This window comes from Granulicella sp. S190 (genome assembly GCF_009766095.1).
Classification (GTDB): Bacteria; Acidobacteriota; Terriglobia; order Terriglobales; family Acidobacteriaceae; genus Edaphobacter.
Genome location: NZ_LMUD01000007.1, coordinates 99020 through 119704, shown reverse-complemented (window position 1 = coordinate 119704; position 20685 = coordinate 99020). Strand labels below are relative to the sequence as shown.

At 58.4% G+C, this 20685-nt stretch carries 15 protein-coding genes; 11 read left to right on the top strand and 4 right to left on the bottom strand.

Annotated elements, in window-relative coordinates:
• Positions 1 to 34: 34 nt before the first annotated feature.
• From GSQ94_RS02535 to GSQ94_RS02525, 3 genes are all read left to right on the top strand, one after another.
• Entirely contained in the window at positions 35 to 610 is a 576-nt protein-coding gene (locus GSQ94_RS02535) for an elongation factor P (RefSeq protein WP_158941741.1), read from the top strand.
• A gap of 468 nt (positions 611 to 1078) precedes the next feature.
• A complete protein-coding gene (locus GSQ94_RS02530) occupies positions 1079 to 4231 on the top strand; it encodes a hypothetical protein (RefSeq protein ID WP_216842998.1) in 3153 nt (1050 codons plus the stop codon).
• An 8-nt stretch (positions 4232 to 4239) separates the two neighbouring features.
• Positions 4240 to 5319, top strand: a complete 1080-nt coding sequence (locus GSQ94_RS02525; RefSeq protein WP_158941740.1) for a VWA domain-containing protein — start codon at positions 4240 to 4242, stop codon at positions 5317 to 5319.
• A 170-nt stretch (positions 5320 to 5489) separates the two neighbouring features.
• Here GSQ94_RS02525 and GSQ94_RS02520 read toward each other — a convergent pair whose 3' ends face one another.
• Together GSQ94_RS02520 and GSQ94_RS02515 are read right to left on the bottom strand one after the other, a co-directional pair.
• Positions 5490 to 8069, bottom strand: a complete 2580-nt coding sequence (locus GSQ94_RS02520) for a glycoside hydrolase family 3 C-terminal domain-containing protein (RefSeq protein WP_158941739.1) — start codon at positions 8067 to 8069, stop codon at positions 5490 to 5492.
• Between the two features lie 138 nt (positions 8070 to 8207).
• Complete coding sequence (locus tag GSQ94_RS02515; protein WP_158941738.1) at positions 8208 to 11456, bottom strand: carboxypeptidase-like regulatory domain-containing protein; 3249 nt, start codon at positions 11454 to 11456, stop codon at positions 8208 to 8210.
• 697 nt (positions 11457 to 12153) lie between these two features.
• Between GSQ94_RS02515 and cysD the strand changes: the two genes are divergently transcribed.
• The 8 genes from cysD (at position 12154) to GSQ94_RS02475 (ending at position 19341) form a co-directional block, all read left to right on the top strand.
• Positions 12154 to 13080: a sulfate adenylyltransferase subunit CysD gene (cysD, locus tag GSQ94_RS02510; RefSeq protein ID WP_158941737.1), complete on the top strand. Its 927-nt coding sequence runs from the start codon at positions 12154 to 12156 to the stop codon at positions 13078 to 13080.
• Complete coding sequence (gene cysN, locus GSQ94_RS02505; RefSeq protein ID WP_158941736.1) at positions 13081 to 14772, top strand: sulfate adenylyltransferase subunit CysN; 1692 nt, start codon at positions 13081 to 13083, stop codon at positions 14770 to 14772.
• On the top strand, positions 14765 to 15523 hold the full coding sequence (locus GSQ94_RS02500) for a phosphoadenylyl-sulfate reductase (RefSeq protein WP_371417430.1): 759 nt from the start codon (positions 14765 to 14767) through the stop codon (positions 15521 to 15523). The genes cysN and GSQ94_RS02500 overlap by 8 nt, the downstream gene beginning before the upstream one ends.
• Positions 15524 to 15555: 32 nt before the next feature.
• Entirely contained in the window at positions 15556 to 16320 is a 765-nt protein-coding gene (locus tag GSQ94_RS02495) for a sulfite exporter TauE/SafE family protein (RefSeq protein WP_158941735.1), read from the top strand.
• 76 nt (positions 16321 to 16396) lie between these two features.
• Positions 16397 to 17188 carry an ATP-binding cassette domain-containing protein gene (locus tag GSQ94_RS02490; protein ID WP_158941842.1) on the top strand — a complete coding sequence of 264 codons (792 nt, stop codon included), beginning with the start codon at positions 16397 to 16399 and terminating at the stop codon, positions 17186 to 17188.
• Between the two features lie 47 nt (positions 17189 to 17235).
• Positions 17236 to 18015 carry a sulfite exporter TauE/SafE family protein gene (locus GSQ94_RS02485; protein ID WP_158941734.1) on the top strand — a complete coding sequence of 260 codons (780 nt, stop codon included), beginning with the start codon at positions 17236 to 17238 and terminating at the stop codon, positions 18013 to 18015.
• Positions 18016 to 18087: 72 nt separating this feature from the next.
• Positions 18088 to 18525, top strand: coding sequence for a gamma-butyrobetaine hydroxylase-like domain-containing protein (locus GSQ94_RS02480; protein WP_158941733.1), 438 nt, complete (start codon positions 18088 to 18090; stop codon positions 18523 to 18525).
• Between the two features lie 9 nt (positions 18526 to 18534).
• Positions 18535 to 19341, top strand: coding sequence for a DUF3050 domain-containing protein (locus tag GSQ94_RS02475; protein WP_158941732.1), 807 nt, complete (start codon positions 18535 to 18537; stop codon positions 19339 to 19341).
• 39 nt (positions 19342 to 19380) lie between these two features.
• On the opposite strand, the gene GSQ94_RS02470 is transcribed toward GSQ94_RS02475, so the two are convergent.
• Both GSQ94_RS02470 and GSQ94_RS02465 read right to left on the bottom strand, forming a co-directional pair.
• The gene (locus GSQ94_RS02470; protein ID WP_158941731.1) at positions 19381 to 19926 is read right to left on the bottom strand and encodes a TIGR00730 family Rossman fold protein; all 546 of its coding nucleotides are present in this window, start codon (positions 19924 to 19926) and stop codon (positions 19381 to 19383) included.
• Positions 19927 to 20097: 171 nt separating this feature from the next.
• The gene (locus GSQ94_RS02465; protein ID WP_158941730.1) at positions 20098 to 20442 is read right to left on the bottom strand and encodes a hypothetical protein; all 345 of its coding nucleotides are present in this window, start codon (positions 20440 to 20442) and stop codon (positions 20098 to 20100) included.
• Positions 20443 to 20685: the final 243 nt, after the last annotated feature.

Here is a 20685-nt window from a genome sequence, read left to right as displayed (position 1 = left end):
CTGGGTCTGTTGACGACCTGGCTTTGAGGAGTTCATGGCTTCACTTATTGATGCGATTGCGATCAAACGCAAGATGTTGTTCGAGTTTGAAGATACCCCGTTTTCCTGCCTGGAAGCAGATGTGACCAGCCCCACGGCTCGCGGCGGCCAGACGCTGGTGCGGTTGAAGATGCGGAACCTGCTGACGAGCGCGGTGTTTGAAAAGACCTTCAAGGCGAATGACAAGTTCAAGGAGCCGGACCTAGTGATCGTGCCGGTGTCTTACCTGTACAGCGACGGCGAGGGCTCTCACTTTCTGGACCAGGAGAGCTACGAGACCCTGACGTTGACTGAGGAGATGGTTGGGAATGCCTTGGATCTGTTGATCGAGGGCACGTTGTTGCAGCTGCATAAGTACAACGGCAATCCGATCGGGTTGCAGCTTCCGATGTTTGTGGAGCTGGATGTTGCGTATGCCGAGCCTGCGTCGCGGGGCGACTCTTCGAGCGGCGGCGGGACGAAGATGGCCAGGCTGGAGACCGGTTTGGAGATTCGCGTTCCTCCCTTTATCAAGGAGGGGGAGAAGGTGAAGGTAGCGACGGAGAACCGCGAGTTTGCGGGCAGGGCGTAGGCTGGCATAGAGGGAAGACGTCGGCCAAATGATGTCATCTGGTGGTGTTTGCCGGGAGTTTTGCTGCGAAGTGTCTCTTGGAGAGACTTCGTTTTCCTGGCTTTGAGTCCAGAGGATAAGTCGACCGCAAGGGATGCGGGCTTTCCAGAGCTGTTGAGCGTACGCATTTTTTTTGAGATTTGTTTCTAATGCTATGGCAAATCTCTGCGGGGTAGTAGTAGAGTACCCTCCAAACACTCCGTACTATAACTCCTCTTCGCTGAAAGCTTTGAGGAGAGCTGACAGGAAGCCGAGCCATTTAAGGTACGAGCAAGCAGATTGCGCCTTCTCGTCTTTGCAGCTCGATTTCGTTTCGCGGCATAGTTACGATCCTCTTTCGCTGCCGCGACCTATCAGTTCGATGAGAAGCAAGCTGCTTCGCAGGGAACGGAGTTGCAGGTCTTTGGGTTTGCCATGAGGTGTCCCGCGATGAAGTTCTCTCTTCGTCTATCGCTTGCTTCAGTAGCCGCTTCGGTATGTCTTTCTGTTTGTGCGGGATCGCCTGCCTACGCTGCGGGAGTGTCTTCTGCGGCGGACCACGGGACTGACGCGGCCAGGGCTGCGTCTCCGGCGAGCGAGATGGTGCTGATCCCCGGGCCGCTGCGGTCGTTTCTGCGGATGGCCGGCATCAGCCAGAAGGTCTCCAAGGAGGAGGTGCTTCCGCTACTGGCGCGGAATGTGTACCTTCGCGGTTTTCAGCAGAACAGTCCGACAGAGTTTCTAATATTGATCGACCGCTATCTGAATCAAGCCCGGGAGCTTCAGGTGCTCGCGGGAAAGAGCAATACGATTCGGGTGAGTGGTTGTGACGACGCCGGGACGCTGGTGCAGATCCTTGGATACCGGTTGCGCGAGGGATGCGGCCAGAAGGACTTTACGCTAGAGACGGCGAATCCGGAGAGAGCTTTTCTGACGATCGACTCGGGGTTCCCGCTGGTGGAACTGGAGGAGGCTCTGCAAACAGGAACGCCCTTCTCCTATTCGTATCCAGCCTCGCTGGTTCCAGTGTTGTTTCACCAGACGGATTGGATTGGGTTAAGCCAGAACCCACGGCGGGGAGCGGGAGATGTGGTGGACGCGCTGCTGAGTGATCCGGCGGTGGCGCGACTCTATTGGGCTCTGAACAAGACCGACAGCGAGACGAGCGTTGCGTTGCAGAGGTCCCCTGGGCTTAGGAGACTGCTCCCTGTTGCAAGCATTCTCGATTTTTATGGGAGCCAGATCTGTATTCGCTCGGGACACGTGATCGTTCCGGGAGGAGCGGCGGTAGTGACGGAGTGGAAGGATCTGGCGGGTGCGAGCCCGGATGCGCCGGGGGAGTTCGTCAGCAACCTGCTGGCGAAGGATAACGGTTGGCTGGCGGCGTATTTCGATGCGCTGTCACGGGTAAATCAGGCTCAGCAGATACGTCTTACGGAAGATTCGCGGCTGAAGCAGCTTTACGATGTGTTTCGGCGAGGCGCGGTGGGGACGAACGCGGTGAAGGGTGTGTTTCCACGGGCGCCTGACCTGCTAGTGCTGTTTACGCGCGTGCAGTGGGAGGCGAACGGAGAGCCACATGTGCCGGGAGATATGGCGGTGTGGAAGGAGATTCTGCTGCAGAAGGCCGACTCCAAGGTGGTTAAAAGCTGGGTGAAGCGGGCGAAGAGCTGGGATCGTCCGGAGCAGTTGCTGGAGACGATGACCGCACTGGCTACGGTAGATACAGACAGTGGACCACTGCAGATCTATCTCACGATGAGTGAGCTGGACCGCGGACGACAGCCGGGGGGTCGGTTGTCGGCTGCAACTGTTCGTATGATGGCCGACCGGTTCAGCAGGATGAACAACTGGTACCTGGTGTTCGCAGAGTTTCCCGGCTTAAACGATGCGTGCATCGAGCACTTTCTGGCTACGGTGGATTCGATCGACAAGATCTCCAACCCTACGCTTCGCGGGAACGCGCTGGGATCGTTTCAGGCGAGCGTCGGGCTGTGGCAGATTCTTGCGCGGCAGGGACAGATTCCTGAGGGTCAACAAAGCGCGTCGTGGCAGAAGGTGATTGGGCCGTTCGCTACGATCTCTTCTTCGACTCAATTGTTCGATGGTGCGCACACGTCCGTGGAGGAGTTGCTGCGCTCGGTTGGGGCCAATGCGAACAGCACACAGGAGCAGATGGTCGAGTTGCTTGCCGGGCCTACACAATCGACGCCGGACGGGATGAAGGTACATGCGGCGCTGGCTGCGAGGATCAATGCGGTGTTGGACGATCAACGGCTGGTGTCTCTCGACACCTTGTTTGCGTTGAGCAACGGCATGAAGGAGCTGGGCGATGGGAAGGGCAAAAGTGATGCCCTGCTACCGCTGGCAGCTGAGCTTCACGAGTTCGATCTGCCTCGGCCGATCTTTACGAACAGCGAGAAGATCAGCTGGGCTCCGCCGAACTATACGGCTCACCACGCGGAGCTGCAGGTGCGGACGGATCTGACGAAGATTTTGAAAGAGCCAGGATCGCGTGGCCAGGTTGATGCAGCTCGAGGCCAACTGACGCCGTTTTTGCGGGATACGCTGGTGGGTTTGAACTACGCCTACTATGAGCCGCCCGGGGCGCAGATGCTTCACCATAATCCGCTGTTTGTGCGTTCGCATGACTTTCTTGGAGTTTCGATCCAGACGCCGGATCGACTATGGGGCTCTCCGATGCTGCTGGGTGCTGGGTCTCCGGCTGGAGGGGGAGCTTACCTGGTTGGGTCGCTGGTAGATCTGTCTTATGCGCTGGCGATTACGGAGCAGGACTTTTTGTCTCCGGAGAATGTGCAGGCGCTGATATGGAAAGACCTGGTGCCGGAGCTTCTGGTTGGCGCTACGCTGCCGCGCTGGTGGAGCGTATCGCCGGCGGAGCTGCATGCGGTGACACTGTATCAGCGATCTGGAGAGGAGCTGCTGACGGCCTCTGCAGGGGACGGCCAGACGCGGGAGAGAGTTGTCGCGATTCTGTCTGATCGTTTGACTTCGCAGCGGCTGGAACGAGTGCAACGCGCTTTGGCGCGTGCGGACGATACGGCTGCACTGCTTCCGTTGATGACGCCGTCTGAGACCTCTTACCTGGCGGCGGAGTACCGTGTTCGTTTCCCTGACGAGAAGGTGACGTGGGGCCCGGCGAGCCAACAGCTGGAGGAGTTGCGAGGGAAGTATCCGGCGGAGGTGAGCTGGGATCGCCTGTCTCGTGACTTCGGCGTACCGCATCCTACGATGGCGAGAACGAACGGCTGCGATCTGCTGAACGTGAAGCCGTTCCCCTTCTTTGGATCGTATTCGAGCAGGCTGTTCGGGGAGTCGTGGGAGTCGAGCAATTTGTACTGGGCCCGGCTTGCGGATGAGATGGGCTACTCGCCTGCGGCGTTGAACAGCCTTGTTCCGGAGCTGAGCCGGCGAGCGATTACGAAGATCTTTGCGACGGAGCCGGATGATTGGCCTGCGATCCTTCGCGCGTTTCAAGAGACGGGGCAGGAGTTCCGACAGGGCAAGAGTGCGGGACTGACTCCACCACCTACTACTACGAACCTGCCGGATCGGCAGGAAGCCGTAGCAACTACACCCTAAGGGGCCTTATGACTAAGCGAACTCTTATTCTTCTTTGTGCTCTTTCGATTCCCTTCTATGGCGGCGGTTATGGAGCCGCGCAGGATGATAACTCGCGCATCAAGGTGAGTGTGGTCCTGGTGCAACTGAATGTGGCGGTGACCGATGGGAAGGGAAACTATGTGAGCGGACTTCGGCCGGAAGACTTCTCGATCAGCGAGGATAAGATTGCCGAAAGAGCTTCGACGTTTGAAGAAGGAAATGAGGCCCCTCGAAGGTTGCTCGACGCTGCTGCGCCGGGCGGGCAGGCTGCTCCTCAGGAGACGAGCAAAGGGCCGGAGATTGTGAAAAAATCGACGGGCGATCCGCTGAAATCGCCAGAGTTATGGGGATCGGGAGCAAATGTTTTTATCCTGTTCGACACCAGCAACTATATGTACCGCGGGTTTGTGTTTGCGCAGGATTCTATTGCTGACTTCATTCGCTCTCTCGAGGGAGTCAGCAAGGTGGCGCTCTACTCTTACAGTCGAGATCTTTCGCGCGTCGCAGCGCTTACGCCGGACCGGGCACAGGTGTTGCGAGGGGTACGCAACACGGTTGCAGGGGATGATGCTGCGCTCTACAACAGTCTTCTGCTGACGGTGAAAGATGCGGCGCGGCTGACGGGGAAGAAGGCGATTGTTGTCTTCTCGAACGGGCCGGATAACGCGAGCCTGGTGCCGCCGGAGGACGTGGCGGAGCTGGCGCAGTCTACTGGGACGATTATTTATATGATCAGTACGCAGCAGGCCGAGGCAGAGCCGATATCTACCGCGGTGTTCGAACGGATGAGCAAGGTGACCGGCGGCAAGGCTTATTTTTCGAAGAGCTGGAGAGATGAGAAGCAGGCTTTCAGTTCGATTCGGGATGACCTAGCGCATCTTTATACGCTGAGCTATTACCCTCAGCCGAATCCGAACCGGGGCTGGCGCACGATTACGGTGAAGCTGGTGGGGAAGAATCTGCAGAAGTATCACATTCGGACGCGTGACGGATATCGCCTGTTACAGCAGACGCAGCCTTCGAGCGATATGCTGTCCTCGAATGGGTCGGATTCTTCTACGCCGTAGTTGGAAGATGATCCGGGGCCGCTGTCTTCTGCGGCTCACCGGATCGTGGGTCCTCGGGATGCATAAGGAAACGGCTCTTCCCGATGGCAGAGGAAACAGCAACAGCAGATCCCTACGGGATGACAAACAGAACGACAGACAACAGCAAGTAGGAATCCATGCGAGATCGTTTATTCACTCACCGGAGTGGTGATGGGTTTGGTGAGTTGGATGGTGGTCTTCTGCGGGGTGTTTTGCGAGGAGTCGCCCAGCAGGAGTGTGTATTGGCCAGCATCTGCCTGCCAGGCTGACGACTTGACGTCGTAGTAGCTGAAGCTGCGTGGGTCGAGATTGAAGGTGAGGTGTTTGGTCTCGCCGGGTTGCAGGACTACTCGCTCAAAGGCCTTCAGTTCCTTTGTGGGACGCTCTACGGTTGTCGAGTTCTGACCAACGTAGAGTTGAGCCACTGTGGCACCGGCACGATGGCCTGTATTTGTAACGTCACAGGTTACGGTTGCGTGCCCATCGGCTGATGGAGAGCTCTTGAGCTTGCTGAAGGAGAAGGTAGTGTAGGAGAGTCCGAAGCCGAAGGGATATTGCGGCTCGGTGTGGTTGTGTTCGTAACCTCGATAGCCTACGAAGATTCCTTCACGATAGACAATCTTGTTGGTGCCGGGGTCGGGGTAGTAGTTGTTGAAGCTTGGATTGTCGGTGATCTTCTTCTCCCAGCTGATGGGGAGATGGCCGGAGGGGTTTTCTTCTCCAAAGAGCAGACGTGCCGCGGCGGTACCGCCTTCTTCACCGGCGTACCAGGTTTCGAAGATGCCCTGGACTTTGTCTTTCCATTTGGAGAGGTCGACGCTGCCGCCGGAGGTGATGACGACGATCGTCTTTTTGCCGAGGGCAGAGATCTGCTGGATGAGCTGCTCCTGACCGACGGGGAGTTCGAAGGTACGGTCTCCTCCTTCAGACTCGGACGCTGCGTTGAAGCCAACAGCGAGGATGACGGCGTCGGCGTGAGAGGCCATCTCGAGAGCGTCCGGCTCGACGATGCTACTGAGCGGAGCGATGCCGAGGCGCATGCCGGAGACAGAGCCGATCTGTTGCGAGAGCTGCTCGAGGACGACTTTGTGCGCGGTGGGTGTGAGGTCCAGCGTGGTCTGGTTGAGGATGTACTTGGGAACGACGGAGCTGTCGAAGACGATGGCATCATCGACCAGGACGCGATACTTGCCGTCGGTCTGAATGAAGATGGCGTACTTCCCTGCTTCGGCAGGGGTGTAGTAGCCGGTCCAGCGGCTGCTGTTGGTGGCGCGAACGTAGGGCGATGCGTTGCGATGCGAGGTGAGGGCGTTGAGCTCCTGCTCTTCGGGCTCGCGGCGAGTGGATGCGGGGGTTTGCATCGTGGTCTCGGTGGCGGTGCTGGTGACGTCGCCTTCGAGGTTGGCCTTGGCGAAGCTGATGTGCGTGACTCCCGAGGTGGTGCCTTGTGAATCGGTGGTGAAGTGCGTGAGGCGTGACATCTGGTTGACGCTGTGGAGTCCGCGAGCGTAGAGGACCTTGGTTTGTGGGCCGACGAAGTTGCTGACGCCGACGAGAAGGTTGGTGTTGGCGAAGCTGACGACCTCGCCGCTGCCGCCGCCTGTGGTCACAGTCTGGGTCGCTGTAGGTCCGATGATGGCGATGGTCTTGAGGGCCTTCCTGTCGAGAGGGAGAACGTTGTTTTCGTTTTTGAGGAGGACTGCGCCTTCGATTGCGGCCTGCAGGGAGGCGGCGCGACCGTCGAGATTATATCGCGGGATGCTTGTATCCAGCTGGGGGTGATCGAGCCAGCCGAAGTCTACCGCGACGCGGAGGATGCGGCGTACCTTCTCATCAAGCTCGGCCTGGGTGATGGTGCCGTCCTTCAGCAGTGGCATGATCTTTTCTTTAGAGTAGTAGACGCCGAAGGGCATCTCGAGATCGAGGCCGCCTTTGACGGCTGCGGCGGTGTCGTAGGTCGCGACCCAGTCGGACATGATGATGCCGGGGAAGTGCCATTGATCTTTGGCGACGGTGACGTTGAGACGCTGGTTCTGCGTCATGTGCTCGCCGTTAGTGATGTTGTAGGAGTCCATGATGGCGCCGACTTTGGCGGTCTTCACGGCGGCCTCGAAGACGGGCATGTAGATCTCACGCAGGGTGCGCTCGTCGATGATGGAGTCTGAGTCGTGGCGGAGGTACTCGGAGTTGTTGCCAAGGTAGTGCTTCACGGTGGCTGAGACGCCCTCCTGCTGGACGCCGCGAATGTAACCGACGGCGATTGCGCTGGCGAGGAATGGGTCTTCGCCGAAGTACTCGAAGTTACGGCCGTTCATGGGTGCGCGATAGATGTTGACGCCGGGGCCGAGAAGGAAGGCCGCGCCGCGTGAGCGCGAGTCGCGACCGAGCTGCTGTCCGATGCTGAGGGCGAGGTTTCTATCCCATGAGGCAGCGAGGCCGATGCCTGCGGCGTAGGCGATGGTCGGCGCGGGAATGTGTGCTCCGACCGGGCCATCGGCCATCTGGAAGTAGGGGATGCCGAGCCGCGCTACAGGATGGGTTCTGAAGGGGGTGTCGCCGCCGATGAGGTCGATCTTTTCGTCGAGCGTCATCTTTGCCAGGAGATCGTCCACACGCTTGTCGACCGCCTGGGGGTTGTTTCCGACGAACTGCGCGAAGCCGGAGAGGCTGGCGAGAAGAAAGGTGCCAGCGAGGATGGTATTGCGTGCGAAGGCGGGACGATTGCGCATGAGCATCTTGACGGACTCCGGGCCGACATAATTTCTGTAGAGGCTTGACCATCTACATGACGAGAAAGCTGAATTTATTTTCCCGGAGAAGTATATCGATAGATGCGCGAAGAGGGTTCTGTTGCCGGAGCGACTCTCCTAAAAAATCAGCTTGAGCGCTAGTTGGATCTGACGGCTGGTAGAGGCGGCCGTGATGACTCCTGCGGTAGGGCTTTGCACAGCGGCGGCGGTTTGGCTGGCGGGTGGACCTTGTGTGGGGCCGCCGGTGTAGACGACTTCGTTCGGCGTCTGCAGATTGGTGTGATTGAGAACGTTGAAGAATTCAGCGCGGAATTGGAGGCGGGTTCGCTCGGTCAGCGTCGTGGATTTCAGGAGAGAGAGATCCCAGTCCGCGTAGCCGGGACCGGTGAGAGTGTCGCGGCCGAGATCGCCGAGGGTGCCGTAGGCAGGCGCAGTGAAGGCAGTAGGCGCAAAAAACTGCGAGACACGGGTTGCAGTGCTGCCGTGCGTGTAGAGACTTCCGTGAAAGTCCGGGTTGACGTTTGGACGAACGGGGTTGCGGGTGTCTCCGGAGCCGGTGGGGTTGTAGCCAAGTTGAGGGCTGAACGGAAATCCGGTTTGAAGGGTTGCGATGGTGCTGAGGCTCCACCCTGATACTGCGTGGTCGATCCACGACGACGTCGTGGGTAGAAGAAGGTGACCGCGACCGACAGGCAGCTCGTAGGTCGCGTTGAAGGCAGCGAGGTGGCGGATATCGGTTGCGGCGGGACCGTAGTCGAGCGAGGGATTTGCCGGGTAGGAGACAAAGGCCGGCGTGTTGGCAGAGACGCTCGTGTTCCAGGCTGAACCGTCGTCGAGATTTTTGGCGAAGGTGTAGTTGGCCCGAAGTTGCAACCCATGAGAGAGATTGCGGCGAAGATCGACTTCGAGTGCGTTGTAGTTACTGGAACCGCCTGAGGTCCATGAGGTGGTGTTAGCCACGAGGGGATTTGCTTTGACGATTGTGGGGTAGTAGATCGTCCCTATGGAGGCGCCGAGAGGGCAGCCTGAGGCCGGGGAGCAGACGATGGAGGCGGGTTCGTTTTGATCCTCGGAGAGGATCTGATGATAGCCGTGAGAGCCGACGTAACCGATGGTGAGCGAGGTGGCCTGATCGAGCTGCTGCTCGATGCTGAAGGTGTAGGAGACGACCGCGGGCGTGGAGATGTCGGTCTGAATGTTCGAGGGAGAGATGAGGCCAGGTGCGCCGCTGACCGGGCTGGCGACGGGGACGTTGGAGTAAGAGAGAGTTGTGTTGTAAGGTGCGGCCTGGTCGAGGCGATAGTCGAGGTTGTCGAGCAGGGAGTGATGAAGGCCGATGCTGGAGCGGAGGGATGTCTTGCCAGTACCGAAGACGTTCCACGCTATGCCGAGGCGAGGTTCGGGTAGGATCTTTGCGCGGTTGTCGGAGAGGGCGGAGGTGCCTGTAGTGGGAGTGGTGTTGATGACTCCGTCGGTAAAGCCATACTGCGAGGCGCGACCGTGAGCTTCATTCCAACCGTTGGTGGACTCGAAGCGAATGCCGCCGCGAATCTCAAACGCGGGAGTGAGCTGCCAGGTGTCTTCGAGGTAGGCGGAGCCCATGAAGCTTCGCCAGTTGAGTGGCGTGGGGTTGGGGACGACGGTGAAGGTTTTTACGGTTCCCTGAAGGAAGGTCGCGAGCGACGCGAAGGAGGCCTGGCCGTACTGATTCTGGGCGAGGTTGTCGTTCGACTGGAGGGACTGAAGCCATACTCCGGCTTCGACCTGGTGACGCGAACGGGAGTAGAAGACGTGGTCGTCGAGGGTGTAGAGATTACGCGATGTAGCGTTGTTGGATCCTACGTTCGCACCTGCGCCGGTTATCTGCGAAGAGCCGTTCGATGCCGTGGAACCAGCGATGACGATTGCTCCGGTGGGCCGGCCGGCCAGGAAGCCTGGGGTATCAGCCTGGACGGAAGAGGGGATGTCGCCGAGAAAGAAGAAGCTGGCGCGAGAGTAACCGATGCGCGCCGTGTTGAGCAGGTGCGCGGAGAAGACATGCTGCTCCTGAACGCTGACGACCTGTTCGCGAAGCGACTCGTTGATGAGCGAAAGAGGGTTCTGCGTGGGGGTATTTGCGACGGAGTCGTCGACGGTGTAGACGGCGAAGAGGAGGTCGCGCGCGGTGAGATTGGCATCGAAGCGCAGGGTGCCGAAGTCTTCGCGGATGTGCTGGGTGGGGCTAGAGAAGGCTTCGGCGATGCCGGTTGGACGGCCTTTGGCATCGAGGAGCTCGGGGCCATTTTGCGTTGGCCATAGATTCAGCAGGGGACGGACTCCGGCGGCGAGACCGTAGTTTTTGCGAGGGCCGCCTGGGTTGGCTGGGTCAGGCAGAAGACCCTGCCGCGCCTCCGTGTCGGGGACGAGCGTGACATCGGTGATGCCGAGGTTTTGCCGGTAGCCTTCATAGTTGCCGAAGAGGAAGAGTTTGTTGGTGCGAACGGGGCCGCCGAGAGAGGCACCGTAGTTATTGCGTTGGAAGTTGGGAATTCTGGCCTGGTCGAAGTAGTTGCGGGAGTCGAAGAAGGAGTTGCGAAGAAACTCATAAGCGGAGCCATGCAGATTATTTGTGCCTGATGCAGTGACAATTGAGATCTGCGCGCCCTGGCGCTTGCCATAGCTTGCCGAGTAGGTGTCGCTGACAACGTTGAACTCGCGCACGGCCTCGACACCGAGGAGCTGGCCGCTGGTGCCTCCGGGAGTGACGTTGATCAACGACGCGCCGGTGTACTCGATGCCGTTGAGGAGATAGAGATTGTCCTGGGGGCGGCGGCCGGAGATTGCGAACATACTGCCGACGGAGGAGTTGGAGGTTCCTACCGAGCCGCTGCGCTGTGCCGTGTAGTTGACTGCGGCCGGGTTGAGGGTGATGAGCTGATCGTAGGAGCGGCCGTTGAGTGGGAGGTCTTTGACCTGGCGCTCGTTGACGAGGCCGGAGGTTTGTTGTGTCGAGAGATTGACGGCGGAGGGCACGTCGGTGACGGTGATCTGCTCGATGACGCTGCCGGGATGCAACGTGAGATCGATGCGGATGGCCTGGCCTACGGTGAGAGAGATACCAGAACGCGACTGCGGAGCGAAGCCGTCGCGTGAGACGGAGATCGTGTAAGCGCCGACGGGGATGGATGGGGCTGCGTACGCTCCTGAGGCATCGGAGAGGAGGTGGCGCTCGCCACCGGTCTCCTGATTGCGAATCGTGATCTGCACGTCAGGGATGATGGCTCCTGCAGAGTCCGTGACGAGCCCGCTGATGGTGCCCCCTACGACTTGAGCGCTTGCGGTTGCGGCGAAGAAGGAGATGGCGAGAAGTGCGGATCTGTGAAACATCGAGGAGACCTCCAAGTGCCTGGCAAAGACACGAATAAATGGGAGTTGATTTTTACTTTGTCTGGGGAAGGGCGAAGGCTAGAGACAACAACAGTTCTGCATGGCTTCCTGGGAGGAAGCTACGATGCGGGCATGCCGAAGATGGCTGGAGTTTCTCGAGTGCATTGAGCTAACGAAAGAGCAACGTCGTGCTCTGAGATGCGATGAAGATTGGGTGTTTGGGTTCGGCTATTATTTCTACGAACAAAGGAGGCGCAGACCTGCTTCACAACAACAACAGCCGAGAACGGCGTAGTGGAAGGTCAGAGCCATAGACCGAATAGTAGCACAGAGAATTTTTGTTTTGCCGATGACGCCGCGTGCCCTAGTCATTGCAAAGCTGAATGAGTCGAACGCTCGCGGTGCTTTGCTATTTGAATTATGCGGCTGAAAGTGGCTTCTATTTATCGACTTACGAGTATCGAGGGTATGGGAAGGCCTCTCCAGGATGGCCTTCAGGTTTGCCCGTGATGCGATGCTTTGCTACTCTGAATACAGAAATGCGCCTCACATGCCAGCTCCGTTGTTGTTGTACTGCCAACGTCGAGCAGGCGTGTCGACTCATGCGCTAGCTTTCTCTCTTCGAAAATCTTCAAATCATTTTTCAGGCTCTGCGGCCTGATTAACCTGCATCTCTCAACTCCCCTTGGAGTCCCTTATGGCATTGGCAGCTCCACCTGTTACGGATCTTCAGCTCACGCATCTGCAGCTTCTTGAGGCGGAGAGCATTCATATTCTTCGCGAGGTTGCGTCGGAGTTTGAGCGGCCTGTGATGCTCTACTCAATCGGCAAAGACTCTTCCGTGATGCTGCGGCTGGCTCAGAAGGCTTTTTTCCCAGGTCCGATCCCGTTTCCGCTTCTGCATATCGATACGGGTTTCAAGTTCCGCGAGATGATCGAGTTTCGCGACCGCATGGCGGCCGAGGTTGGAGCTGAGCTTCTTGTGTGGCGCAACGAAGATGCGATCTCTTCGGGCACGAATCCAGTTGCACTGGATACGAAACGCTGCTGCGGCCTGCTGAAGACGCAGGCGTTGTTGGATGGATTGAATCACTACGGCTTCGATGCTGCTTTTGGCGGCGCGCGGCGCGATGAAGAGAAGTCTCGCGCCAAGGAGCGGATCTATTCTTTTCGCGACAAGGCCGGGCAATGGGATCCCAAGAATCAACGGCCGGAGCTTTGGAATCTATACAACTCGCGCATTCATCCGGGTGAGTCGATTCGCGTCTTTCCGCTTTCGAACTGGACCGAGATGGATGTCTGGCAGTACATCCTGCAGGAAGAGATTCCTATCGTCGATCTTTACTTCGCCAAGGAGCGGCCGATGTATGTTCGCGGGGACGCGCTTCTTCCCACGGAGCAAAGCTTCGTTGCGCGACTGGGCGAACAACCGCAGATCGTGCGTTCCCGCCTTCGCTCGCTTGGCTGCAGCCCGTGCACGGGTGCGATCCGCTCGGATGCGGATACGCTGCCGAAGATTATTGAGGAGCTGCTCTCTTTCCGTTCGTCGGAGCGCGCGAATCGAGTGATCGACCATGACCAAGATGGGTCGATGGAGCTTAAGAAGCGGGAGGGCTATTTCTAGATGCCTACCAGTGAGTCTGTTCTGAATGTTGACGCAGAAACATTCTCCGGCGAGGAGAGAGAGTTTTCTCTCTCAGGCTTTCTCGCGGAGGAACACGCGCGAGATCTGCTTCGCTTTACGACTGCCGGGTCAGTCGATGACGGGAAGTCAACCCTGATCGGCCGGCTGCTCTACGATACGCAGAGTGTTTACGAGGATCAGGTTCATTCCATTCGAGGTAAGGGCACGACGGGCGCGGAGAGCGTCGACCTTGCCTTACTGACCGATGGGCTCCGCGCCGAACGCGAACAGGGCATAACGATCGATGTTGCCTATCGCTACTTTTCGACGGCCAAACGCAAGTTCATCATCGCGGATACGCCGGGCCACGAGCAGTACACACGCAACATGGCTACGGGTGCCTCTACGGCTTCACTGGCCATTGTTCTGGTCGACGCGCGCAAGGGCGTGCTGACGCAGTCTCGCCGGCATGCCTGCATCACCGCGCTGCTGGGCGTTCGCCACATCGTGGTTGCGATCAACAAGATGGATCTTGTCGATTATGCACAGAAGACCTTTGATTCCATTCGCGCGGATTTCAATGCTTTCGCAGATGAGCTGGGGGATCTCCGTCCGCCACACCTTTACTTTGTGCCGGTGAGTGCGTTGACCGGCGAGAACGTGGTTCGCGCTTCGTCTGCGATGCCATGGTATGGAGGGCCTTCGCTGCTCGAGCTGCTCGAGTCTGTGCCAGCGGCGGAGGCTGGGGTTGGCGATCCCTTCCGCTTCGCGGTGCAGCGCGTGATTCGACCTCACCAGAACTTTCGCGGATTTGCTGGACAGATCGCTGCCGGAAGCATTCGTCCGGGGGATCCCATTGTGGTGCTTCCGTCGCGCCGGACCAGCCGGGTGCGCAGCATCGTTACCTTCGATGGCGACCTACCGTCTGCCCAGGCTCCGCAGTCTGTAACGCTTACTCTTACAGATGAAGTGGACGTGAGCCGGGGCGACCTGATCGCGGATCCTGACTCTGCGGCCACCATCACGACGGGTTTTACCGCCTCGCTGGTTTGGATGGAAGAGAGCCCTCTCGATCTGAACCGGCGCTACCTTCTGAAGCATATGAGTCGCACGGTGCAGGCGCAGATTACCGCGATCTTGTATCGGCTGGATGTGGAGAGTCTTGAGCAGCAGCCTGCGGAGACGTTGACGTTCAATGGCATTGGCCTGGTAGAGATCGAATCTGTTCTGTCTCTTGCGGCGGACAACTACTCTGCGAACCGAACTACAGGAAGCTTTGTGCTGATCGATCCGGTCAGCAACCGGACTGTCGCGGCGGGGATGATCCGGTCTATTCGCGCGCAAGAGACGGATGCCGTAACAGAAGAGGTTACAGATGTTGAACGACGCAGACGCTGGGGACATTCCGGAGCCCACATTCACCTGTCCGGGCCTGCCGATTTCGTCAACAGGACGGAGCGCGCTCTTTTCCTTCGCGGGGCGTTCGTAGTGCGTGCCGAGACTACTTCGCATGAGGCTATTGCTGTACTTGTCGCGGGAGGGGCTTTGGTTTTGACTCGCTCGCTATCCGAAGACACCAGGGTACGTTTCGGTGAGAGACATGCGGTTGTGGGGAGTGTTGAGGAAGTGATTCGCTTTCTCGAAGTTCAGACCATCTTTGACGGGAGATTCGACAGTGACAGCAATGAATGATTCGATAGCTAATTCTGAAATGCCTCGCGAGACTGAAGCTGCCGAGCTGCCCGGTACACTCTCTCCCGCGCTCGAGGCGAAGCTGTTCCGTGTCCGCGAACTTCTTGTGCTGGAGCTGGTGGGAGCACAGGACACGAAGGATGCTTGTCTGACGTGCAGCTTCCAAGCTGAGGATGTTCTTCTCCTGCATCTTGTGCTGGAGCTGCGGCCCGAGATTCCCGTTCTCTTTCTTGATACCGGCTACCACTTTCGCGAGACGTATGAGTATCGCGACCGCATCGCGACGGAGTGGAAGCTGAATCTGAGGAATCTTCTACCTGCTCGTACGGTGGCGGAGCAGGAGCTGGAGCACGGACTGCTGCACCAGACCGCGCCCGATCGCTGTTGTGGATTGCGTAAGGTCGAACCACTCTTTACTGCTGTCGGGGAGTTTCGTTTGTGGCTTACGGGCCTTCGCCGCGAACAGGCTCGCAGCCGTGCTGCGCTGGAGGAGATTGCGGAGTTCACGCTGCCGAGCGGCACCACGGTGCGCAAGCTTAGTCCCTTTGCCGACTGGAGCACACGGGACGTCTGGCAGGCATGCGCGTTCTACGGGATTCCGCTTTTGCCCCTCTACGACGCCGGTTACACCAGCATCGGCTGTGAGCCTTGCACTTCGATTCCGACCGATCCCAACGACCCACGCTCTGGACGCTGGGCGGGGCATAAGGTCGAGTGCGGCATCCACATCCAGGCTGCACCAAACAGCTGAGCCCGCTGCACGTTCGCTAAGAGAGAAGCCTTATGGAATATGCCATTGGATTTATCATCGCCGTCTTCATCGCTTTGACCGGCGTGGGCGCAGGCACGATTACCACGCCGCTACTGATCCTGTTTCTTGGAGTGCCCGCGCCGATGGCGGTGGCGACGGGGCTTATGTTCTCGGCTGCGGTGAAGCTTGTACTGGTGCCGTCGCAGATTGCGCGGAGACAGGTCTCATGGAGAGTGCTGGGACTTATGCTGATCGGCGGATTACCGGGAGTTCTGATCGGATCGCTAGTTCTTCGTCACCTCGACGTTCACGGCCCGGAGCTTCTGTTGAACGGCCTTCTGGGTGGTGTCCTGGTGCTAACAGCTCTCTGGCAGATCTTCTTTTCTTTTCGACCAGCGCGAGCCGAACGACTGCCGAGAGATCGCAGCCGCCTGCTTCCCTTCCTGATGCTGCCACTAGGGATTGAAGTGGGATTCTCTTCAGCTGGTGCGGGAGCACTGGGCTCTGCGGCTTTGTTGAGCCTGACGGAGCTCTCGCCGGCTCAGGTAGTGGGGACGGATATCGTATTTGGCTTTCTTCTGTCGCTGATCGGAAGTGGCGCACATGGGTTTTTTCATGGGACTGACTCGGCCCTGCTTCAGCACCTGGTTCTTGGGGGTTTGGCTGGGGTTGTTCTGGGCACAGTTGCCGTGCGCTGGATTCCCAAGCGGCCGCTGCGATTTGCCCTCTGGGTATGGCTTCTGATTATCGGCTCTCAGTTTATTTATACGAACGCCTTCGCTGCGTCGCATCACTAGATTTTGCTTCTGCGCGGCAAGTTCGGGCGTGACAGCCGCGCAGCCATGGGGCGGCTTCGGATGCTACTATCCGGCTATGTCCGTGGATGAGAGTGTGCTGCTGGAGGCTCAAGGCCTGGTGAAGGAGTATGAGCCGGGGCGCCGGGTGGTAGACGATGTCTCGTTTGCGATACGGCGGGGCGAGACGCTGGGGCTGGTCGGGGAGTCAGGTTCGGGCAAAAGCACGGTGGCTCGCCTGCTGCTGCGACTGGCGGAGCCTACCGCAGGAACGGTGAGATACGACGGGCAGGATCTGCTGGCGATGAGCCAGAGAGAGATGCGTGGGATGCGACGGCGCATGCAGATCGTCTTTCAGGATCCGTATGCGGCTTTGAACCCGCGGATGAAGGTGAAGCAGATTTTGAGCGAGCCGTTTGAGATTCATGGGGAGAGACCGTCCGAGGGTGTCGGCGCACGGTTGCAGGAGATGTTGAAGACCGTGGGTTTGGAGGAGTCGGCGCTGGAGCGGTTTCCGCATGAGTTCAGCGGCGGCCAGCGGCAGAGGATCAATATTGCACGCGCGTTGGCGCTACGACCGGAGTTTCTGGTGCTGGATGAGCCGGTGAGCGCGCTGGATGTAAGCGTGGGAGCGCAGGTGGTGAACCTGCTGCGGGAGCTGCAGAAGAGGTATGTCCTGACCTACCTGTTCATCTCCCACTCCATGCCGCTGGTGCGATATCTGTGCGACCGGGTTGCGGTGATGCAGCGCGGACGACTGGTGGAGCTGGGAGAGTGTGAGCAGGTTTGCAGTGCACCGAGAGACGAGTACACGCGGCGGTTGATCGCGGCGACTCCCGAGATGCCTGAGGCGCTGCGAGTGGGCGATTAGCGTGCCAGAGATGGGTGTACGCAAAGACTCGATACAATGGAAGATGGATGATATCGAGTCTTAGTTCGCATTGGCACTATGTCTGGCTGGTTATAGCTTCCTCGATCGCCGGCGTGATGAATGCGATGGCAGGTGGCGGATCGTTCCTTTCGTTTCCCGCGATGCTTTCGATGGGGGTGGCACCGATCCAGGCCAATGCGACGAACACTGTGGCTCTGTGGCCGGGGCAGTTGACTTCGGTAGCGGCATTGCGTGGGGATTTGCGGCGCGATCTGTTGCCGGTGGTCTGCGCGGCTTCGATTCTGGGTGGGGTGAGCGGGGCGGTCGTGCTGTTGAAGACGAGACAGATTACGTTTTTGCACATGGTGCCGTGGCTACTGCTGGTGGCTTCGCTGTTGTTCGGCATTAGCGGGCCGGTGTCGCAGTGGCTGAGGAGGCGGTCTGCGGAGCCGCATATCAAGAGGGCGCCTGCGGTGTGGGGAGTTTTTCTCGCGCTGCTGCCCGTGTGCTTCTATATCGGCTACTTTGGCGCGGGAGCGGGTTTTTTGATCATGAGCGCACTGGCGCTGTTTGGAGTGGAGGAGATGAATGCGCTGAACTCGCTGAAGGTGCTGGCTGCATGCCTGTCGAACCTGTGCGCGGTGATCACGTTTGTGTTCAGCGGGGCGGTGATATGGCACTACTGCCTGATCTCGATGATCTTTGCGGGCGTGGGCGGATATGTGGGAGCGCAGTACGCCCGACGGATGAATGCGAATGTTCTGCGCATGATCGTGGTGAGCACAGGATGCCTGATGGCGGCTTACTTCTTCTGGAGAAACGGATGAGGAGCCGAGCGTTTGGCATGAGGATTTTGAGTACGCCGTTCGTCCTGACGGAAGGCAGAAGGAGGACATGCTATGAGTCATGAGGGAATTAGAATTGTCAGCGCGGAGCAGGCGAAGCGCGAGGATATGGAGCACGAGGAACTCGCAGCGGATGCGGCAACCCCGAAGAAGGTGCGGGTGAAGAAGACCGAGGGGACCGGCGTTGAGATTGATTGGAAGGACGGGCACCAGAGCGCGTGGAACTTTGCCTGGTTGAGGAACGCATGCCCATGCGCCACGTGCCACGAAGATCGAGAGAAGACGGGACGGCTGCCAGGAGTTGCGAAGCCGAAGGAGAAGACTCTGCTGACGATGTATGAGGCGCCGGTAAAGCCGCTGGAGGTGACGCCGGTGGGCAAGTACGCTTTGAAGTTCAAGTGGAGCGATGGGCATGAGAGCGGTATCTACTCGTGGGAGTATCTGCGGCGAGTGTGCCGGTGTGACGATTGCATGACGAAGCAAGGGCTATAGGAGAGGTCGATGAGTCTTTCGAAGCAGACGAAGCGGTTGCAGATGCTGGCGGAGCGGCTGCGTCCTCTGTATGACATGCTGGCGAGTCATCCGCTGTATGCGGCGTTTGAGACGATAGAGGATCTGCACGTGTTTATGGAGTCGCATGTGTTTGCGGTGTGGGATTTTATGTCATTGCTGAAGAGCCTGCAGCGTGGCCTGACGTGCGTGGAGGTGCCGTGGGTGCCGAGCAGATTTGCGGAGAGCAGGCGCCTGATCAACGAGATTGTCCTGGGTGAAGAGAGCGATGTGTACGGTACCGAGGCGGTAAGCCACTTCGAACTTTATCTGCGGGCGATGCGGGAGTGCGGGGCATCGACAACTGCGATGACTGCGTTGCTCCAGGGTTTGAGAGACGGCAGAACGTGGGAGCACGCTTTGGCGATGAGCGGAGCACCTGCTGCAGCGCAGCGTTTTGTGAGGGCTACGTTCGCGGTGATTCAGGAAGGCAAATTACATGCCATTGCAGCAGCGTTTACGTTTGGCCGCGAGGATCTGATTCCGGATATGTTTCGCGGGTTCATTCGCGATCAGAATGAGCGGCTGCATGGAAAGCTGGAGTTGATGCGGTGGTACATGGAGCGGCATATAGAGGTCGATGGCGAAGAGCATGGGCCTATGTCGCTTCGGATGGTCGCCGATCTGTGCGGGGAAGATGCAAAGAGGTGGGATGAGGCTGGCGAGGCGGCAGAGGTGGCGTTGCGAGCCCGGCTGGCGCTTTGGGATGGGATTGCTGCGAGTTTGCAGGCGAAGCCGACTGTGACGCTGATGTCTTAATTTTCTTTTGCGTGCGAGCCAGTACCTTCGAAGCGACAGTCAATCGTCGAGCTTCAACTTCTTCAATGCGTCTTCTACTGTATCTGCCACGAGCAGGAGCTCGCGATTCTTCGGCTTGAGCATGCCCTCGGTTACGCAGTCGTCTAGAAACGAGAGAAGCTTGTCGTAGAAGCCGTTGGTGTTGAGGAGAAGAATGGGCTTTGCGTGGAGCTTGAGCGTGTGCCACGTGAGGACTTCGAAGAGTTCTTCGAAGGTGCCGAAGCCGCCAGGCAGTGCGAGGAAGGCGTCGGCTCTTTCTCCGATGAGAGCTTTGCGTGCGTGCATGGTGCTGGTGATGTGAAGTTCGGTGATACCGTGATGGGCTACTTCGAGATCGACGAGCACTTCTGGGATGACGCCGATGACTTTACCTTGCGCGGATAGAGCTGCTTCGGCAACGGCCTGCATGAGCCCGACGTTGGCGCCTCCATAGATGACGCCGATGTTGCGGGCGGCGAGGGCGCGTCCGAGTTGCTCAGCGGTAGTTCGATAGGCAGGATGAAGACCGTTGGCGGAGGCACAGAAGACCGCTACATTGCGAATCATGCTATCGAGGATACCAATTTTGTGTGGGCCTGCGGTCACAGGCCGAAGGAGATGGAACGCAGAAGAGAATTGAAGAGTTGAAGGCCGACCGCAGTTTGATTGAGTGCGGGCGGCCCTTTAGGGAGGGCTGTTTCAAGGTTCGACTCAGTTTGACGATCTTTGAATCGCGTTCTAGCGAATCGCGATGGTGGCGCCGCTGTGCTCCTTGATGACTTCTTCGATTAGCGATCCTACAGCGTGGTTTGGAGTTGCAGAGTTGGCAACGATGCGGGTTCCAACGGGAACATCGACATTGACCAGCTTGCCAGGCTCGAGCGTCATGGGCTTGTCGCCGATCAAGACTTCAAGGGAAGCTGCGGTATCGTTGCGAAGGTTGAATTTGACGGAGTTGGTCTTGGTCTTGCCAAACATGGCGTGAACGGGAGACGAGATGCTGACCGGCGATGCGTAGATCGCAGGTGCTGTGAGAAGAGAGGATGCAACAACTACGAGGGTGAAGAGATTCTGACGTGTCATGTAACGCTCCAAGTACTTCATAAATTCGACTGAAGTTCTCTGCCATGGATCAGGGAGCCCGTCGTTGATTGATTTACGCAGGGCAGGTTGCGTTTGTTCCACGAAAGCTGCGGAATTTTCGTCGTCATTGTTGCGTAGAAGTTAATTGTTTCGATGCCTGTTCACGAACGGACACGTTGTTCGCAAATGGACGGCGATGTGAGCTTTTGGCGGCTTTCCAGGCTCAAATTCGGATGCAGAGGG

Excerpts from the sequence above, each read along its gene's own strand:
- GSQ94_RS02535 (WP_158941741.1), top strand. The coding sequence starts at position 35 with ATGGCTTCACTTATTGATGCGATTGCGATCAAACGCAAGATGTTGTTC.
- GSQ94_RS02530 (WP_216842998.1), top strand. The coding sequence starts at position 1,079 with ATGAAGTTCTCTCTTCGTCTATCGCTTGCTTCAGTAGCCGCTTCGGTA.
- GSQ94_RS02525 (WP_158941740.1), top strand. The coding sequence starts at position 4,240 with ATGACTAAGCGAACTCTTATTCTTCTTTGTGCTCTTTCGATTCCCTTC.
- GSQ94_RS02520 (WP_158941739.1), bottom strand. The coding sequence starts at position 8,069 with ATGCGCAATCGTCCCGCCTTCGCACGCAATACCATCCTCGCTGGCACC.
- GSQ94_RS02515 (WP_158941738.1), bottom strand. The coding sequence starts at position 11,456 with ATGTTTCACAGATCCGCACTTCTCGCCATCTCCTTCTTCGCCGCAACC.
- cysD (WP_158941737.1), top strand. The coding sequence starts at position 12,154 with ATGGCATTGGCAGCTCCACCTGTTACGGATCTTCAGCTCACGCATCTG.
- cysN (WP_158941736.1), top strand. The coding sequence starts at position 13,081 with ATGCCTACCAGTGAGTCTGTTCTGAATGTTGACGCAGAAACATTCTCC.
- GSQ94_RS02500 (WP_371417430.1), top strand. The coding sequence starts at position 14,765 with ATGAATGATTCGATAGCTAATTCTGAAATGCCTCGCGAGACTGAAGCT.
- GSQ94_RS02495 (WP_158941735.1), top strand. The coding sequence starts at position 15,556 with ATGGAATATGCCATTGGATTTATCATCGCCGTCTTCATCGCTTTGACC.
- GSQ94_RS02490 (WP_158941842.1), top strand. The coding sequence starts at position 16,397 with ATGTCCGTGGATGAGAGTGTGCTGCTGGAGGCTCAAGGCCTGGTGAAG.
- GSQ94_RS02485 (WP_158941734.1), top strand. The coding sequence starts at position 17,236 with ATGATATCGAGTCTTAGTTCGCATTGGCACTATGTCTGGCTGGTTATA.
- GSQ94_RS02480 (WP_158941733.1), top strand. The coding sequence starts at position 18,088 with ATGAGTCATGAGGGAATTAGAATTGTCAGCGCGGAGCAGGCGAAGCGC.
- GSQ94_RS02475 (WP_158941732.1), top strand. The coding sequence starts at position 18,535 with ATGAGTCTTTCGAAGCAGACGAAGCGGTTGCAGATGCTGGCGGAGCGG.
- GSQ94_RS02470 (WP_158941731.1), bottom strand. The coding sequence starts at position 19,926 with ATGATTCGCAATGTAGCGGTCTTCTGTGCCTCCGCCAACGGTCTTCAT.
- GSQ94_RS02465 (WP_158941730.1), bottom strand. The coding sequence starts at position 20,442 with ATGACACGTCAGAATCTCTTCACCCTCGTAGTTGTTGCATCCTCTCTT.